A 17,325-nucleotide genomic window follows, 5' to 3' on the forward strand; every position below is an offset into this window, starting at 1 on the left:
AGGATATCGACCATGCGCCAAGCGCAAAGCCTGCATTTTTCCACCCATGACGGTGTCGAGCTGCATTACCGCCACTGGCCCGCCACGCGCAACGAACACCAGCCGCGTCGGGCGGTGGTGATGTTCCACCGTGGCCATGAACACGGCGGGCGAATCGCCCACTTGGCCGATGAGCTGGACATGCCGGGCTATGACTTTTTCGCCTGGGATGCCCGCGGTCATGGCCTGTCGCCCGGCGCACGCGGGGACAGCCCGAGCTTCGCGACCAGCGTGCGCGACGTGCAGACGTTCATCGAGCACATTCAGGCCCGTCACGGGCTGGCCGAACAGGACCTGGTGGTGCTGGCGCAGAGCGTCGGCGCGGTGCTGGTGGCCACCTGGGCGCATGACTATGCACCCAAGGTGCGTTGCCTGGTACTGGCGTCTCCGGCGTTCAAGGTCAAGCTGTACGTCCCCTTGGCACGCCCTGGCCTGAAGCTGCTCAAGGCCGTGCGCGGCAATTTCTTCGTCAACAGCTACGTCAAGCCACAACTGCTGACCCATGACCCGGAACGGGTCATGTCGTACAAGGCAGACCCGCTGATCAGCCGGCCCATTTCGGTGACCATGCTGCTAGGGCTGTACGAAGCCGCCGATCGTGTGGTGGCCGACGCCCAGGCCATCCAGCTACCGACGCAACTGCTGGTCTCCGGTACAGACCTGGTGGTCGAGCGAGCACCCCAGCAGCGCTTCTTCGACCGTCTGGGCAGTGCGCGCAAGGAGATGCACGTGCTGCCGGGGTTCTTCCACGACACCTTGGGCGAGCGTGAGCGAGCACACGCTTTACGGCGTATCGAGCGTTTCGTCGAGCACTGCTTCGCCTGCCCTGCCGAGCGGCCTTCGCTGCTCGATGCGGACAAGACCGGCGCCAGTTGCGCCGAGGCCGAAAGCTTGGCCGCGCCTTTGCCCCGCCACTCGCTGCGCGGGCTTTACTGGCGCGCCACCCGAGCCGGTCTGCGCCTGGGCAGCAAGGTAGCGGACGGCGTGCGGCTAGGCTTCGACACGGGTTTCGATTCGGGCAGCACACTGGACTACGTGTACCGCAACCAGCCTGCAGGCAAAGGCGCGCTGGGCCGCCTGGTCGACCAGAACTACCTCAATGCCATCGGCTGGCGTGGCATTCGCCAGCGCAAGCTGAATGTGGAAGCACTGCTGCGCCTGGCCATGGATCGTCTACGCGAGGCCGGCCGACCCGTGCACATCGTGGATATCGCAGCCGGCCATGGCCGCTACATTCTCGAAGCCCTGCAACAGGTCGATCAACGCCCAGAATCAATCCTGCTGCGCGATTACAGCCCGCTCAACGTGCAACAAGGCACCGCGCTGATCCAGGAAAAGGGCCTGGGGGACATTGCCCGTTTCGTCCAGGGCGATGCCTTCGACCGCCCTAGCCTGGCGACGCTGGAACAGCCTCCGACGCTGGCAGTGGTATCAGGCCTGTACGAACTGTTCGCCAGCAACACCCTGGTGAGCAACTCATTGGCTGGCCTGGCACAGGCAATGGAGGATGGCGGTTACCTGGTCTACACCGGTCAACCGTGGCACCCGCAACTGGAGATGATTGCGCGTGCCTTGACCAGCCACCGGGGTGGCGAGGCCTGGGTGATGCGTCGTCGCAGCCAGGCAGAAATGGACCAGCTGGTGGAGGCGGCAGGCTTTCGCAAGGTGACCCAGCGCATCGACGAGTGGGGGATTTTCAGTGTCAGCCTCGCTCAACGGGTGCGCTGAGTGGACCTTGTGTTGGTCGCTAGCCTGCTGCGCCGGGGCCGGCAACTGGCAGGGCTCTCGGACGGCATGACCCTGCTGGCGCTCGGGTTCGGCCTGGTGCCGCTGCTTGGCGCGGCGCTGTCACCCTGGTCGCTTGTGCCGTGCCTGCTGCTCATCGGCCTGGGCATGCTGCACAAGTACTGGGCCATCCGCGTTGCACTCGATGCCGACCTGTTCGCGCACCTGGCCAACAGCCAGGACCTGGCAGCAGACACCCAGGCACTGGACCGCGCGTTGTTCGATCACGGGCTCAAGCCGCAGCCAGTCGATGCGCGCACCTGGCCGGTCCGCAGCCGGGCTGCGCTTGCTCTGCTGCGTCGCCAGGGCCTGTGCCTGGGCCTGCAACTCACGGTGGCCTTGGCTACCCTGCTGATACTGTCTATCAAAGGATGATGAACGTTCCATGCTCGCCAACCTGACCGCCTACCTGATCACCTCGGCCGCGCGCCTGATTACCGGGGCGCGAGCCCTCTGGCTGGGGTGCACGCCCCTTCCGGTGCAGCGCCTGTACTTTGCCAATCACAGCAGCCACGGCGATTTCGTCCTGCTATGGGCATCGCTGCCCCAGACGCTTCGGCGTCGCACTCGGCCGGTAGCCGGTGCCGACTACTGGGCCAAGCCGGGGATTCGCGATTTTCTCATCCGCAAGGTATTCAATGGCGTGCTGATCCAGCGACATCGCGACGAAGGCCAGGGCCACCCCTTGCAACCGGTACTCGACGCCGTGGCCCAGGGCGATTCGCTGATCTTCTTTCCGGAAGGCACGCGCAACCTCAGCGATGAGCCCTTGTTGCCGTTGCGAAGTGGCCTGTATCACCTGGCGGCGGCCCACCCGCAGGTCGAGCTGGTGCCGGTATGGATCGCCAACCTCAATCGGGTGATGCCCAAGGGACGCGCCTTGCCGTTGCCGTTGCTATGCACCCTGAGTTTCGGCGAACCCTTGCACCTGCAGGCCGACGAAAGCAAGCAAGCCTTTCTGGAGCGGGCTGGCCAAGCCCTGCTCGATCTAGCCCCCAAGGACGTTTGACATGCACGACAATACCCTCGCGCTGTTCGCCGGCATCGGCGCCCTGCTGCTGCTCGCCAGTGTGATCGGCCGTGTGCTGAAGTGGCGCGCAGGCCCCGGGCCCCATGCGGTGATCGACAACCTCAACGCCCGCATCAATGCCTGGTGGGTCATGGTGCTGGTAATCGGCATCGCCTTCGTCTTCGGCAAATACGGCGTGATCGTGCTGTTTTATGGTGTGTCGTTCTATGCCTTGCGCGAGTTCATGACCCTCACGCCCACCCGGCGCAGTGACTACCCCGCCCTGGCGGCGGCGTTCTACATCGCGCTGCCCGTCCAGTACGTGCTCATCGCCATGGACTGGTATGGCCTGTTCAGCATCTTCATTCCGGTCTACCTGTTCCTGTTGCTGCCGATCCTCGCCAGCCTTGGGGGCGACACCACGCGCTTTCTGGAGCGGGCTTCGAAGGTCCAGTGGGGCTTGATGATCGCGGTGTACTGCGTATCGTCGGTGCCGGCGCTGATGACCTTGGAGATCCCCGGCTTCGAGGGGCGCAACCTGTTGCTCATCGCCTGGCTGATCGTGGTGGTGCAGCTCAGCGATGTGCTGCAATACGTGTGCGGCAAGCTGTTCGGCAAGCGCAAGGTGGCGCCCAACTTGTCGCCTTCCAAAACCCTCGAGGGCCTGGTCGGCGGCGTGGCACTGGCCACGCTGATCGGCGCGCTGCTGTGCTGGATCACGCCGTTCAGCTTCTGGCAGGCCGCCTTGATGGCCCTGGCGGTCAATACCATGGGCTTCTTTGGTGGGCTGGTGATGTCGGCGATCAAGCGCGACCGTGGCGTCAAGGACTGGGGGCACATGATCGAAGGCCATGGCGGCATGCTCGATCGCATCGACTCGGTCTGCTTCGCTGCACCGGTGTTTTTCCACTTCGTGCGCTACTGGTGGGCTTGAAACGGCGCCAAGGCCTGGTAGCGCGTTAGCCGGTAGTTTGGGCTGACCCTGCGCGAACAGCGCGGCCAGACACCTGGACGTCGACTTCAGGCAACTGCGCGGGCGCTTCAACGCCTATGGTGACGGGTCATTCAACCAGTCACAGGAGTTGTGCCATGTCCGATTTCATCACCGTGCTGCGTGAAACCTGCCCCACCCCGGTCGTGGACGCGACCAAGTGGAAACGCATCGGCGGCGACCCGCACACCGTGAACCTGAACGCCTACCTGTCGGCCGACGGCAGCAAGATCATGGGCACCTGGATCTGCACCCCGGGCAAGTTCGAAGTCAACTACGACAAGTGGGAATACTGCCACTTCCTCGATGGCTACTGCATCGTCACCCCGGAAGGGGAGGAACCGAAACACCTCAAGGCAGGTGACGTGTTCGTGATCGAGCCAGGGATGAAGGGCACCTGGGAGGTGGTCGAGACGGTGCGCAAATACTTCGTCTTCGCCTGATTGGCAGACGCAGGGGGCGCAATGAGCCGCCCCCTGTACAACGATGACGTGCAGCCTTTGATCATTGTGGCTTGCGGTAGGCCTCGATGATGGCCGAGAAGTCCTTGCCACCCTCCCCGCGCAGGCTCATGGCCTGGTACAGCTGTTGCGCGAGGGCGCCGAGGATCACGGGCTGGCGGGCCTGACGCGCAGCTTCGGTGGCCAGCCCCAGGTCCTTGAGCATCAATTCGGCGCCGAAGCCGCCGGTGTAGCCACGCGAGGACGGCGCCGTCTCGATCACGCCAGGCCAGGGGTTGTAGGTGTCGGAGCTCCAGCAGCGGCCGGTGGAGCTGTTGATGATGCCTGCCAGCACCTGAGTGTCGATACCCAGAGCATTGCCCAGCGCCATGGCTTCGGACACACCGATCATCGAAATGCCCAACAGCAGGTTGTTGCAGATCTTGGCGATCTGCCCCGTCCCCACTTCGCCGCAGTGCACGATATTGCGGCCCATGTGCTCGAGCACCGGCTTGAGCGCTGCGAACAGTTCGTCGCTGGCTCCAACCATGAAGGTCAGCGTACCGGCCGCCGCCCCACCCGTGCCTCCGGAGACAGGCGCATCGCCCATGTCCACGCCCTTGGCGGCCGCCGCCTTGGACACCTCGCGCGCGGTCTGTGGGTCGATGGTGCTGCAATCGACGGTGGGCGTGCCAGCTCGGATCCCGGCCAGTACCCCATCGTCATCGAGGTAGACGCTGCGCACGTGCGCGGCTGCCGGCAACATGGTGATGACCAGGTCGCTTTCGGCTACCGCCTCGCGGGGTGAGGCGCTGACCTGCCCACCCAGGGCGCCGAGTTCTGCCAGTACCTCCTTGTTCAAGTCAAACAGGGCAAGCGCGTGACCGGCCTTGATCAGGTTGCGGGCCATGGGGGCGCCCATGTTGCCCAAGCCAATGAATGCGATACGCATGACGTGCTCCTTAGCGCAGGCTGATGGTGGTGTTCACGCCGTCGTTGATACTGTCGTCATCGAACCAGCGGGCGGTAACCGTCTTGGTCTGAGTGTAGAACTGCACCACCTGCTTGCCGTACGGCCCCAGATCTCCCAGCTTGGAGCCGCGCGAGCCGGTGAAGCTGAAGAACGGTACGGGCACCGGGATCGGGATGTTGATGCCCACCTGCCCGACGTCGATCTCGCTCTGGAACTTGCGTGCCGCCGCGCCGCTCTGGGTGAACAGACCGGTGCCGTTGCCGAACGGATTGGCGTTGACCAGGGCGATGGCCTCATCGAGGGTGTCGACCTCGAGCGTGACCAGAACCGGACCGAAGATTTCCTGGGTATAGACCTGCATGTCGGTGGTCACGCCCGAGAACAACGTGGGGCCGACGAAGTTGCCGTGCTCATAGCCCGGCACCTTGACGTCGCGGCCATCGAGTTCCAGGGTGGCGCCCTCTCGGATGCCGCTCTCGATCAGGCTCAGTACACGCTCCTTGGCCCGCTTGGACACCACCGGCCCCACATCGGTACCTGGCTCGCTGCCGGCGTTCACGCTGAGCTTGCTCGCCGCTTGCTTGATGTCTGGCAGCCATTCGCGGGCCTTGCCCACCAGCACCGCAACCGAGGTGGCCATGCAGCGCTGGCCTGCAGCGCCAAAGGCCGCCCCTACAAGGGCATTCACGGTTTGCGTACGGTTGGCGTCCGGCAGCACCACGGCATGGTTCTTGGCGCCCATCATCGACTGCACGCGCTTGCCATGCTGGCTGGCCAGGTTGTAGACATGGGTACCTACCTCGGTCGAGCCGACGAAGGAAATCGCCTTGATGTCCTGGTGTGTGCACAGGGCATCGACCACGGCCTTGCCCCCATGGACCACATTGAGCACACCGGCGGGCACCCCGGCCTCCACGGCCAGCTCGACCAGCAACAAGGTCGACAACGGGTCCTGCTCGGAGGGCTTGAGCACGAAGGTGTTGCCGCAGACGATGGCCATGGGGAACATCCACAGCGGGATCATCGCGGGGAAGTTGAACGGCGTGATGCCAGCGCATACCCCAATCGGCTGACGCAAGGTATAGGTATCGACACCGCCTGCCACGTTTTCGGCGAATTCGCCCATTTGCAGGGTGCCGATGGAAGCCGCGTGCTCGACCACTTCCAGGCCACGGAAGATATCGCCCTCGGCGTCGGCCAGGGTCTTGCCCTGTTCGGCGCTCAGCACCTGGGCAATGCGCTTGCTGTGTTCACGGATCAGCGCCTGGAGCTTGAGCATGATGCGCATGCGCGCGCCAATCGGCGTATGGCGCCAGGTCAGAAAGGCACGCTGGGCCGCCGCCACGGCGGCGTCCACCTCCTCGGCGGTGGCGAACGGAACACGCGCCAGCACGGCCTGGGTGGCCGGGTTGACGATATCGCGCCACTCGCTCGTTCGGGACTCCACCCATTGACCATCGATCAGCAGCTTGGCCTGCTCGACCTTGGTCTGGTCAGGGGACTGGGGTGCGTTCATCTGCGTTCTCCTTGGAATTATTGTCAGGACGAGATCGCCAGCGCCGTCGCTAACGCGGGGTGGCGTAAGAGGGCATGTTTCGAGTATAGATGTGCAAACATCCTACAAGAACGCATAAAAATTCCGGATCATCATGCAAAAAGACCTCACATCCCTGAGCGCGCTCAACTGGGACGACTTGAAGTTCTTTCTCGAAGTGGCCCGCACGCGCAAGGCCAGCAGCGCGGCCAAACGGCTGAGCGTGGACTACACCACCGTCTCGCGGCGCATCACTTCGCTGGAAGGCGCGCTTGGCACCTTGCTGTTCGAAAAATCGCGCACCAGCGGCTTCGTGCTGACAGCAGAAGGTCAACGTCTGCTCAGTTATGCCGAGGCCATTGAAAGCACGCTGCACATGGCGTGCGAGCAGGTATCCGGCTCGGGGGTGGCGCTGTCGGGGCATGTGCGCATGGGCTGCACCGAGGGCTTCGGTAGTTTCTTCATCACCCCGCAGCTGAGCCACTTCGTCGATGCCTACCCGGCGATTTCAGTGGATATCCTGCCGCTGCCGCATTTCATCAGCCTTTCCAAACGCGAGGCGGACATCGTCATCGCCCTGGAACGCCCGGAACACGGGCCCTACGTATGCTGCAAGCTGTGCGACTACCGACTGCGCCTGTACGCCACGCAGGCATACCTGGACAGCCATGCGCCGATCCAGGCCGTGGCCGACCTGGCCGGGCATCCCTTTATCAGCTATGTCGACGATCTGGCCTTCAGCTCCGAGCTGCTGTATCTGGCCAACCTGATCCCTGGGGCCACGGCCCACCTGCGCAGTACCAGTGTGATTGCCCAGTACACCGCTGCGCTTCAAGGCCGCGGGCTGGCGATTTTGCCGTGTTTCCTGGCCGCGCAGGACCCGCGGCTGGTGACGGTGCTGCCCGAGCAGGTGGAAGTGACGCGGCAATTCTGGATGTATTGCCGCGAAGACCTGCGCAAGCTCAAGCGCATCACCTTGTTGTGGGACTACATCCGCGAGGTGACCGAAGCCAATGTCCCACTGATGATGGGGCAGGACACGGTGATGCGCTTTACCAAGGCCTGCAACCAGGCCTGACGGCGCTGGCGAGCGTCGCCCTCACACCTGCTCGAGCATCAACCCCGAAATACGTCGAACCTTGCGCCCCACGGCTTCCTCGAAAATGCCCTGGCGAGGTTCCACCAGGCTGAAGCAGTGCTTGGCACGGGTGATGCCGGTGTAGACCAGTTCCTTGGTCAGGACCGGGTTGAGCGCGTCGGGCAGGACCAGTGCGGTATGGCCGAATTCCGAGCCCTGGGACTTGTGCACGGTCATAGCGAACACGGTTTCCACCTCGTTCAGGCGGCTGGGGAGCACGAAGCGTACGCCACCCTTGCCATCGTTGCGGGGAAAGGCCACGCGCAGCAATGGCTTGCCCTGCTCATCCGGCAGGCACAGGGCGATACCGATGTCGCCGTTCATCAAACCCAGCCCATAGTCGTTGCGGGTGACCAACACCGGCCGGCCCTCGTACCAAGGCTGCTGGCTGTCGATCAGGCCGGCGCTGTGCAGCACCCGCGCCACCCGCTCGTTCAACCCCTCTACACCCCAGGCGCCACGGCGCACGGCGCACAACAGCTGGAAATCCTCGAAACGGTGCAGGACCTTGGCGGCCCAGCGTTCCCAGGCAGGGTCGTCGAATGGAGTGTCTAGTGCCGGACGCTGACTGCCCAAGGTACGCAAGTAGCTGCGATAGCCCTGGGGGCCTTCCGCGCCGCGGTCCAGGCCGTCGAGCAGCAGGCGATCGAAGGCGCGGTCATGCTCCTGTTTCAGGGCCAGGCTGTGGACGTCGGGCGGCGGCATGGCCAATAAGTCGCGCGCCGCATGGCTTTGCTGACGGTTGACCAATCGGGCGAGCTGACCGATGCCGCTGCCTTCGCCGAAGCGTCGGGAAAAACGCAGCATGACCACTTGCTGAGCCAGCGGATGGCGCTGTTCATCACCAGGCTCAAGACCGCTTTCAGACAGCGATTGCCCGCCGATATGCTCCAGCCATGCCTGGGTCGCTGGGGAGTAGCGGCCCTGCTCGGCATCCCGGCACAAATCACCCAGCACCGCCCCGGCCTCCACCGAGGCCAGCTGGTCCTTGTCACCGAGCAGCACCAGGCGTGCTTTTGGCGGCATGGCATCGAGCAGGTTGGCCATCATCTCCAGGTCGATCATCGAAGCTTCGTCGACCACCAGTACATCCAGAGGCAGGGGGTTGGCGGCATTGTGACGGAAGTGTCGCGAGCCTGGACGGCTACCGAGCAGGCGGTGCACGGTACTGACTTCGGTGGGGATATGGCCACGCACGTCGCTGCTGACATGCAGGCGTTCGACTTGCTGGCCAATGGATTCGGTCAGGCGAGCAGCTGCCTTGCCCGTGGGCGCCGCCAGGCGAATGCGCAACGGCCTGCCCGCTTCCACTGCCGGGGCCTGGAGCAAGGCAAGCAGGCGTACCACGGTGGTGGTCTTGCCGGTGCCAGGCCCACCGGTGATGATGCTGAACCCGGCGCGAGTGGCCAGGGCGCAGGCAAGCTTCTGCCAGTCCACCTGCCCTGCGAGGCTGCCGCCCTCGAACAGGGCATCCAGACGCTTCGTCAGGTCTGACGGTACGGCGTCGGCCTGGGTCAGGCGTTGGCGCAGGGTGCGGTCGATGCGCCGCTCATAACTCCAGTAGCGGCGCAGGTAAAGGCGTTCGCCGCTGAGGACCAAGGGCCGGGTGTGCTGCCCTGGCGTATCGGCGGCTGCCACCAGCGGGCTTGCGGCGATGCGCTGGCGCCAGGCGTCCAGGTCAAGGCCGGCCAGCAGTTGGGAGGGCAACAGCAGCGGGCCGGTCAGCGCATCCCCCTCAGGCGGTAACGAGAGCGCGAAGTCAGGTTCGGCCAAGGTCTGCTGCAAGTCCAGGCAGACGTGCCCATGCCCCAGTTGATGGCTGGCAAGGGCGGCTGCCAACAGCAACAGCGGGTCACTGCCCGGCGCAAGCGTCTCCAGAAAGGATACGAAAGCACGGTCCAGCGCCCGCAACCAGCCGCGTTCGACCCAGCGATCGAGCAGTTGCAGCAGGTCACTGCTGCGGTGTTGAGGGGCCAGGGCCAGCAGGTGCTCGGCCTGCAGGGGGGTGGGCAGCAGGTCGACGAGGCTTCGGCTCATGGGGCGTCTCCGGCAAACAGGTCATGCGCAACAGGTGCGTGCTCGCCGCGAAACAGGGCATCGAGGGTTTCGATCAGCTCGCGCGGGGGCTTGGCGTGATAAATACCATGCCCGCTGCTGTTGGCCCCTCGCAGGAAAATGAAAAGGGCCCCGCCGACATGCAGGTCATAGTCATAGTCCGCCAGGCGGGCGCGCAGCTGTCGGTGCAGGGCCAACAGGTACAGCACGTATTGCAGGTCATAACGATGCTCAAGGATGGCCCGCTGCATCGCGGCAGGGTCATACGCCTGAATGTCGGGGCCCAGCCAATTGGATTTGTAATCGGTCACGTAGTAGCGCCCCTCCAGCTCGAACGCCAGGTCGATGAAACCCTTGAACATGCCGTTGAGCAGCGTCGGCTGCGCGGCTGGGCGCAGTAGCCCTGGATGGGTGTAGTGGGCCACCAGGCGGTCGAGCTGTTGGGCATCGACCTGGTGACTGGCAAACCAGAACTCCATTTCGACCTGGTAGCGGGTGAGCTGGCTGAGGGTCACGGTCAGGCCGTTTTGTGCCAGGGGCATCGGTGTGTCGAGCAGGCCTGTGAGCCACTGGGTCAGCGTCGGTATCCAGCCTTCCCAGCCGCGCCGGTTACAGCGCTGGCCCACGGTGCGGGCCAGCGCTTGCGGGTTATCGTGTACCTGGGCAAAGCCTTCACGCCCGGCCCACTCCAGCAACCCGTGAAGGAACGTGCCGGGGTTCGGGCCGCGCGGGAAGCGGTGGATGTCTCCGCTGTCCGCGGGGACCTCGCGCAGTACCTGGGTATCGACGGGCTCATCGTCGAGCAGTTGTTGCGCCAGCGAGCTGTCGACGCCCAGTGCCTGCTCACCGATCCGCAGCGCGCTGTAGGAGGCGATCCACCACTGTTCGGCCGCCGCGCGCCGGGGCATACGGGCTGGGACCAGTTGGTGCTGCAACTGCGGGGTGTGGTAGAGCGCTCGGTCCTCTTCCGGAAGCCCAGAGCAGGTTATGTGCGCGCTGGTATCGGCCAGTGCTTGCAACCAGCCTGTCAGTTGCTTGGAATCGGCAAGTTCGGCGCCGCCGCCTAGCAGGTAGCCGAGGGCCGAGCGATGCAGGCTCGAGCGCTTGTGATTACCGCGCTTGAGGTCGGCCACCCCTAGCCAGCAGGCATGCTGGGCACGGGTGAGCGCCACATACAAAAGGCGCAAGTCTTCGGCCAGGCGTTCGTCATCGGCGCGCTCGACCTGCGTGGCGTCCGGCGTCAGGGTCAGGTGCGCATTGCCCTGGCTGTCGTGCCAGGCGAGCGGCAGGCGGCTGCCGTCCACCGGTTTGCTGGAGCAGATGAACGGAAGATAGACCAATGGGTACTCCAGGCCCTTGGACTTGTGGATGGTGACCACCTTGACCAGTTGCTCGTCGCTCTCCAGGCGCAGGATCTGCTCCTCGCCGGCCTGGCCTGAACTGGCCAGATGATCGGCCAGGTGGCGGATCAGCGCCTGCTCACCGTCCAACTCGCCTGCGGCCTGCTGGAGCAACTCGGCCAGGTGCAACAGGTTGGTGAGCACGCGCTCGCCGTCCGTGCGACGAATGAGCGTTCGCGGCAGCTCGAAGTCATGCAGCAACTGACGCAGCATGGGCAGCACGCCCTGGCGCTGCCACGTGTCGCGGTAGGCGCGAAACCGCATCACCCAGCTTTCCCACACCCGTTCGTCCTGGTTCAGGCGATCAAGCGCCGGCAGCGACAGGTCAAGCGTCAAGCTGGCCAACGCCGCCTTGAGCAGGCGCTCGGAGTCCGGCTCTGCGCAGGCTTTGAGCCAGGCCAGCAGGTCATGAGCCTCCTGGGCGGCGAACACCGAGTCCTTGTCGGAGAGGTAGACGCTGCGCACGCCTCGGGCAGCGAGCTCTGCGCGGATACGTTGCGCCTCGTGGCCATCGCGCACCAGGATGGCGATGTCCGATGGCAGGCACGGGCGCAAATGGCCATTGGCGTGCGCAAAGCCTGCCGTGCCGTGTTGACTGGCGTTGAGCAGGCCCACGATGTGACTCGCGCAACTGGTGGCCATCCGCTGCCGGTAAACGCCCATCGAAACCGGCTCGTCGCTGGGGAGTTGCCAGCACTGGAGTGCGGCGCTGGGCTGACCCTGGAGCATCAGTTGTTCGCTGCGGCCCTGGGCGCGCACGGCAACGAAGGGCAGAGGGTTGTCGTCCGCCTCCCGAAAGAGGAAGGCGCCACGCCCGCTGGGACGCGCCTCGGCCTGCTGGAATACCTGGTTGACCGCCGCGACCATGCCTTCGCTGGAGCGGTAGTTGGTGTCCAGGCTGTGCAAGCGGCCTTGGGTCGCGCGACGGGCCGCGAGGTAGGTGTAGATATCGGCGCCCCGGAAGGCGTAAATCGCCTGCTTGGGGTCGCCGATCATGAACAGGCCGGTGTCGCCGTGGTTCTCGCTGATGCGGTAGATGCGTTCGAAAATGCCGTACTGGATCGGGTCGGTGTCCTGGAACTCATCGATCATCGCCACCGGGAACTGCTCACGGATCAATCCGGCCAATCGCTCGCCTGCCTCGCTGTACAGTGCCTGCTGCAACCGCAGGAGCATGTCATCGAACCCCATCTCCGCGCGGCGCCGCTTCTCCACTTCGAACTGCGCCGAAACCCAGCTGGCGGCATGTTCGAGCAGCGCTGCGTCCGGGCTGGCCAGGGCCTGCAGGTCTTGTTGCAATGTTTGCATGGCATCGAGTGCAGGGTGCGCTGGCGGCTCGCCGACTTTCCAGGCCTCGGCGAGGCCCGCAGGGGTCAGACGGGTGAAGCCTGTACCCAGGTCAAGTTCCCCGCACTGTTCGTCGTTGCACCACTGGGATAATTTGTCGAACCAGGGTTCGAAGTAGCGGGCCTGCATCTTCCTGCCGTCTACCTGTTTGGCGGCCACGGCGTCATGACAGAGCTGTCGCAGCTCCTGGACCCAGACCGCCCAGGGCCCCTTGAGCCGGGCCAGCTGCTCGTCGCGGGCCTGCAACGCCTCAAGGATCAGTGCCTCGGGCTCGGGCCCTTGGTGGGCGGCACGCACCCTGCCAAACAGCGGGCGAATGCGGGGCAAGAGCGCGGCAGGGCTGACCCAGTGGCTACGCACCCACGTCAGGGCCTGGCTTTGCATGCCGTAGCAGAAACGTCGCCAGTAATCGCGCACCACCTGCCCCAGCAGTTCACTGTGGTCGGTTTCGAGGGTCTGGGTAAACAGGCTGCCGCTGTCGAATGCGTGCTCACGCAACATGCGCTGGCACCAGCCGTGAATGGTCGATACGGCTGCTTCGTCCATCCACTGCACAGCGGTTTCCAGCCGGGCGGCACTGCTGGCCCACGCGTGCTGTGGATAATCGTCACGCAATTGCGCCAGCAGCGGGTCGACGGCTTCGAGTTCGCCGCGGAAAAACCGCGCCGCCTCAGCCAGCCGAGTCCGGATACGCTCGCGCAACTCCTTGGTGGCAGCGTCTGTGAACGTCACTACCAGAATCTGCGGCGGCAGCAGCTCTCGTTCGAAACCCTGCTCGCCACCGTGGCCGAGGATAAGGCGCAGGTACAACGCTGAAATGGTGAACGTCTTGCCCGTTCCCGCGCTGGCCTCGATCAGCTGGCTGCCGTGCAAGGGAAAATTCAGGGCCAGTGGCCGAGCCTGGGTCATGCGCTTTTCTCCGGGTTGCCCAGGGTTTGCCAGGGGGCGTCGAACAGGGGGCGGTACAAGGCCTCACACCACCCCTCGAAGGTTTCGTCGGCCGTGAGCGCGGCGAAATCGCGGAACTGTCGGGCCAGGGCAACGCTTTCACCGCGCTCGCCGGCACTGGTGCGTTCGTCGCCTTCGTAAGCACGGGCGGCCGCAGCCATGGCTTTGTCCGGATCGTCCTGGGCGAGCCAGGCGAATGCCGTCTTGGGCGCCACCGGGAGCGGTGCACACATGCCCGCCTGTCGTGCCACCAGCAGTTCTCCCAACAGGTCCGCTGCCGCTTGCTGGTCAACAGGCGCCAGTAGCAGGGTCACGTCACTGGCCACCAGCGCACTGTGATAGGCGTAACCTGCCGCGCAGGCGGCAAGGTGTGTCACCCACGGCGCGATGAGGCGATGCCATTTTAGGCTGTTGCGCCCTGCACTGATGGTGTTGGGGACCGTGTTGATGCTCAGCACGCTCTGGTCATCGCCTTGGAACACGCGACCCAGCCAGCCCTCCAGCCGATGGGGGCCGTGCTCGAAATGCACAGGCAGTGCACCCTCAACCTGCCGCGGCCAGCGCTCGAGCAACTGCCCATGGCGTTGCAGCAAGTCGGGCAGCGGCTCGATCAGGTCATGCTGCAAGAGTTCGCCAAAACCGGCCAAGGGCAGCAAGCCCTGGGCCTGCAGGCGACGTGCCTGCTGATGCAGGGCGCGCGGAACATCCTCGGGTGTGCTCAAGGCTGCGCTGAGTAACGCCTCACTTGCACCATAACGCTGCAAGGCGTCGAGTACGAAAGGCTCTTCGTCCGGCGTGGGCGCTTCGAGCGCTTCGAAATAGACCTTGAGCCGCTGACTGAAGAAATGCCGCACCGGATGCCTGAGAAAATCGGCCAGCTGATTCAATGTCAGCGGCTCATCATCCTGATAGGGCGGCAGCTCGGCCAGGTCGTGAGGGACATCGCTGTGGGCCTGGTGCAGCACTTGCCACTCGTGTGCGTAGCTGAACAGCGCGCTGCCCTGTTCGAAATAGCGCAGGCTGAAGGGCTGCAAGGGGTGTTCCTGGGTCAAGGAATGAAGCAGTTGCTGGCCCGGATCGTGTTTGACATCAGCTTGCGCATCGGCCAGTTGCCACCCCGCAGCGATGTGATCGCGAAGCTGGCCGATCAGTACCGAGGCAGGCCGCTCGCTGTTGTCGCGGATACTGCGCCCCACCCAACTCACGTAGAGCTGGTCCTGGGCCGACAGTACGGCTTCGAGCAACAGGTAACGATCATCTTCCCGACGCGAACGATCACCTGGGCGGTAATCGGTGGCCATCAGGTCGAAATCCAGCGGTGGCTGCGCGCGTGGATAATCACCGTCGTTCATGCCGAGCAGGCAGACCACGCGAAACGGGATGGCGCGCATGGGCATGAGCGTACAGAAGTTCACCGAGCCGGCCAGGAAGCGCTGGGACAATTTGCCTTGGTCCAGGCCCGACAGCCAGGCTTCGCGCACCACCGTTAGCGGCAGTGGGTCTTGCAGGTCCACGGTTTCGCAGACATCCAGCCAAGATTCGCGCAGGTCCTGCAACTGGATCAGCAGAAACTCATCCTGCTCATCCTCGGCCAGGAAGAAGACGTGCAGCAGGGCATTGAGGCGTTCGCTCCATTCGCCGGCGTTGGCCGGGCAAGACAAGGTTTGGCACGCCACTTCAAGCGCATCGAGCAACGCGACAAGCGGCCCAATCAGTGCAGCGTCCAGCCCGCCTATCTCGTCATAAGGCTCGATGCCATCGCAGGCATCACCCACACCCACGGCATAACCCAGCAGCATCCGCCGCAAACCAAAGCGCCAGGAGTTCTGCTCGAGCCCGTCCGGCAAGCCCAGGCTGGCCCGTTGCTCGGCATTGAGCCCCCAGCGAATGCCGGCACCTTCGATCCAGCGGTGCAGGGTTGGCAAGTCACCTTCGCGAATGCCGAACCGAGCCCGCACTGCCGGTACGTCCAGCAGGTCCAGCACTTCGCTGACGGCAAAACGACTTTCGGGGAGTTTGAGCAGGTGCTCCAGGGCGATCAGCAGCGGCTCGCGGCCACGTTGGCCCTGGTCGGTCAAGGTGAACGGGATGTAGCGAGGGTCTTTGCGCTGCAATTGGCCGAAGACGGCCCGTATGTGCGGTGCGTAGCTATCGACGTCGGGCAACATGACGATGACGTCACGTGGGCGCAGCGTGGGATCTGCGCTGAAGCGGGCCAACAACTGGTCGTGGAGAATCTCGACTTCCCGTTGCGGGCTGTGCGCAACGTGGAAGCGCACCGAACGGTCGCGGCGTGCATTGACCGGCGGCCATTGCTCACGGGATTCGGCCAGCGGACGCAATTGAAGGATATCGTCCTGTAGCTGGTTGAGCAGCGTGATGGGTGAACCTTCGGTAAACAGGTCGATTCGTCCATCACTGAAGACACCCTGGTAACTGCCTGGGTCGTCGTAGCTGTCGAGCAGGTTGATGTAGTCGCGGCCTTGCTTGCCCCAGGCTGCCAGCAGGGGATGCGCATGTTGGTGCAGCGACTGGTCATCCAGTTCCAATGGCATGCCGGGCCGGCGTTGCTGACGCTTGTACTGGTGCCGCAGCAAGTCCTTGTCGGCCACAATGTCGGCCCAGTGATGGCGGCAAGGGTTGTGCACGCATAACAGGACCTGGCTGAAACGGGCGAGACCGGCCAGCGCTTCGAGCGTCTGGGCAGGCAGCGAGGAGATACCGAACACGATCACCCGTGCGGGCAGGTTTGCCGGAGCCTGCTCCAGGTCGTCGATGCAGGCCATGAACCGCTGGTGTACGCCGGCACGGCTCTGGGCCATGCCTTCCTCGCCTACATCCTCCAGCAGGGCACGCCACAGTTCTGCCTGCCAGCAGTTGTCGACAGGCAATGGCTTGCGTTCGCCGCGGGCAGTGTTGAGCACATGCCGCCCTGTGGCCCACTCTTTCAACCAGTCGGCGCGGTACACCTGATATTGGTCGAACAGATCGGCCAGGCGCTCGGCGAGCTGGTAGCGTTTGCGTAGATCGCTGTCGTCAGTCAAAAAACGCCGCAAGGGCTCGAAGTGCGGCCGCTCGACCAGTTCGGGTAACAGGCGCATCAGGCGCCAGGTGAGCGGCGCCTTGTCGAGCAGCGACACTTCCGGTATCTGATCGCGGCCCAGCACGGTGCGGTACAACTGCCACATGAAGCTACCCGGCAGCTGCATCTCGATGGCAGCGGCAATGCCACAACCGCCCTGGTCATCTTCTAGAGGATCCTCGGCCAAGGCGAGCTTGAGCCATTGGGCGATACCATTGCTCTGGACCAGCGCGATTTCATTCTCCAAAGGCGCCAGAGGGTAACGGCGCATCCAGCTCACCACCAGGCTGCGCAGGTCGTCTGGGCGATTGCCGTGCACGATCATGAAGCCAGGCTGGAGGTGGGTACTGGACATCGGCAGGTCTCTTTCGGGCGCGTTTACTTGGGGAGGAACGATATCACGGAGCGGGTCGAGGGCGGGGTTGTAGAGATGTTTCGAGGCGTTGGTGTGGGGTAGGCAGTCGCGCGCCTGCCCCGGCTCGCCCACGGCGGTTGCTCGTTTGACGGTACAAACACGAGTACGTCATTTTTTCCAGCCTAAAGACAAAACCCCTACCTGCATACGCAGATAGGGGTTTTGCGAA

At 64.2% G+C, this 17,325-nt stretch carries 11 protein-coding genes; 6 read left to right on the plus strand and 5 right to left on the minus strand.

The features are described from left to right. Nucleotides 1-12: 12 nt before the first annotated feature. From B2S33_RS01245 to B2S33_RS01265, 5 genes are all read left to right on the plus strand, one after another. Nucleotides 13-1,767: a bifunctional alpha/beta hydrolase/class I SAM-dependent methyltransferase gene (locus B2S33_RS01245; protein ID WP_059183338.1), complete on the plus strand. Its 1,755-nt coding sequence runs from the start codon at nucleotides 13-15 to the stop codon at nucleotides 1,765-1,767. Further along, the gene (locus B2S33_RS01250) at nucleotides 1,768-2,199 is read left to right on the plus strand and encodes a hypothetical protein (RefSeq protein ID WP_028687611.1); all 432 of its coding nucleotides are present in this window, start codon (nucleotides 1,768-1,770) and stop codon (nucleotides 2,197-2,199) included. It begins immediately after the preceding gene. Nucleotides 2,200-2,209: 10 nt separating this feature from the next. Continuing rightward, a complete protein-coding gene (locus B2S33_RS01255; protein WP_027914373.1) occupies nucleotides 2,210-2,833 on the plus strand; it encodes a lysophospholipid acyltransferase family protein in 624 nt (207 codons plus the stop codon). 1 nt (nucleotide 2,834) lies between these two features. Beyond that, on the plus strand, nucleotides 2,835-3,767 hold the full coding sequence (locus tag B2S33_RS01260; protein ID WP_023534414.1) for a phosphatidate cytidylyltransferase: 933 nt from the start codon (nucleotides 2,835-2,837) through the stop codon (nucleotides 3,765-3,767). A gap of 155 nt (nucleotides 3,768-3,922) precedes the next feature. Continuing rightward, nucleotides 3,923-4,267, plus strand: coding sequence for a cupin domain-containing protein (locus tag B2S33_RS01265; protein ID WP_023534343.1), 345 nt, complete (start codon nucleotides 3,923-3,925; stop codon nucleotides 4,265-4,267). 61 nt (nucleotides 4,268-4,328) lie between these two features. Here B2S33_RS01265 and mmsB read toward each other — a convergent pair whose 3' ends face one another. Together mmsB and B2S33_RS01275 are read right to left on the minus strand one after the other, a co-directional pair. Continuing rightward, nucleotides 4,329-5,216 (minus strand): 3-hydroxyisobutyrate dehydrogenase, encoded by an 888-nt coding sequence (mmsB, locus tag B2S33_RS01270; protein ID WP_027914372.1) that lies wholly within the window; start codon nucleotides 5,214-5,216, stop codon nucleotides 4,329-4,331. A gap of 10 nt (nucleotides 5,217-5,226) precedes the next feature. Beyond that, entirely contained in the window at nucleotides 5,227-6,753 is a 1,527-nt protein-coding gene (locus tag B2S33_RS01275; RefSeq protein ID WP_027914371.1) for a CoA-acylating methylmalonate-semialdehyde dehydrogenase, read from the minus strand. A 133-nt stretch (nucleotides 6,754-6,886) separates the two neighbouring features. Here B2S33_RS01275 and B2S33_RS01280 point away from each other — a divergent pair, with 133 nt between their 5' ends. Beyond that, on the plus strand, nucleotides 6,887-7,849 hold the full coding sequence (locus tag B2S33_RS01280) for a LysR family transcriptional regulator (RefSeq protein WP_288649536.1): 963 nt from the start codon (nucleotides 6,887-6,889) through the stop codon (nucleotides 7,847-7,849). A gap of 21 nt (nucleotides 7,850-7,870) precedes the next feature. Here the strand turns inward: B2S33_RS01280 and recD are convergent, their stop codons facing one another. From recD to recC, 3 genes are read right to left on the minus strand one after another with little or no spacing between them, the layout of a single operon-like run. After that, nucleotides 7,871-9,946, minus strand: coding sequence for an exodeoxyribonuclease V subunit alpha (gene recD, locus B2S33_RS01285; RefSeq protein ID WP_242810103.1), 2,076 nt, complete (start codon nucleotides 9,944-9,946; stop codon nucleotides 7,871-7,873). After that, nucleotides 9,943-13,620 (minus strand): exodeoxyribonuclease V subunit beta, encoded by a 3,678-nt coding sequence (recB, locus tag B2S33_RS01290; protein WP_288649538.1) that lies wholly within the window; start codon nucleotides 13,618-13,620, stop codon nucleotides 9,943-9,945. The genes recD and recB overlap by 4 nt, the downstream gene beginning before the upstream one ends. After that, complete coding sequence (recC, locus tag B2S33_RS01295; RefSeq protein ID WP_288649539.1) at nucleotides 13,617-17,096, minus strand: exodeoxyribonuclease V subunit gamma; 3,480 nt, start codon at nucleotides 17,094-17,096, stop codon at nucleotides 13,617-13,619. The genes recB and recC overlap by 4 nt, the downstream gene beginning before the upstream one ends. Nucleotides 17,097-17,325 lie beyond the last annotated feature (229 nt).

This window comes from Pseudomonas sp. UBA5568 (assembly GCF_002425525.1).
In the GTDB taxonomy this organism is placed as follows: domain Bacteria; phylum Pseudomonadota; class Gammaproteobacteria; order Pseudomonadales; family Pseudomonadaceae; genus Aquipseudomonas; species Aquipseudomonas fulva.

Excerpts from the sequence above, each read along its gene's own strand:
- recC (WP_288649539.1), bottom strand. The coding sequence starts at position 17,096 with ATGTCCAGTACCCACCTCCAGCCTGGCTTCATGATCGTGCACGGCAAT.
- B2S33_RS01255 (WP_027914373.1), top strand. The coding sequence starts at position 2,210 with ATGCTCGCCAACCTGACCGCCTACCTGATCACCTCGGCCGCGCGCCTG.
- recD (WP_242810103.1), bottom strand. The coding sequence starts at position 9,946 with ATGAGCCGAAGCCTCGTCGACCTGCTGCCCACCCCCCTGCAGGCCGAG.
- B2S33_RS01275 (WP_027914371.1), bottom strand. The coding sequence starts at position 6,753 with ATGAACGCACCCCAGTCCCCTGACCAGACCAAGGTCGAGCAGGCCAAG.
- B2S33_RS01245 (WP_059183338.1), top strand. The coding sequence starts at position 13 with ATGCGCCAAGCGCAAAGCCTGCATTTTTCCACCCATGACGGTGTCGAG.
- B2S33_RS01265 (WP_023534343.1), top strand. The coding sequence starts at position 3,923 with ATGTCCGATTTCATCACCGTGCTGCGTGAAACCTGCCCCACCCCGGTC.
- mmsB (WP_027914372.1), bottom strand. The coding sequence starts at position 5,216 with ATGCGTATCGCATTCATTGGCTTGGGCAACATGGGCGCCCCCATGGCC.
- B2S33_RS01280 (WP_288649536.1), top strand. The coding sequence starts at position 6,887 with ATGCAAAAAGACCTCACATCCCTGAGCGCGCTCAACTGGGACGACTTG.
- recB (WP_288649538.1), bottom strand. The coding sequence starts at position 13,620 with ATGACCCAGGCTCGGCCACTGGCCCTGAATTTTCCCTTGCACGGCAGC.
- B2S33_RS01260 (WP_023534414.1), top strand. The coding sequence starts at position 2,835 with ATGCACGACAATACCCTCGCGCTGTTCGCCGGCATCGGCGCCCTGCTG.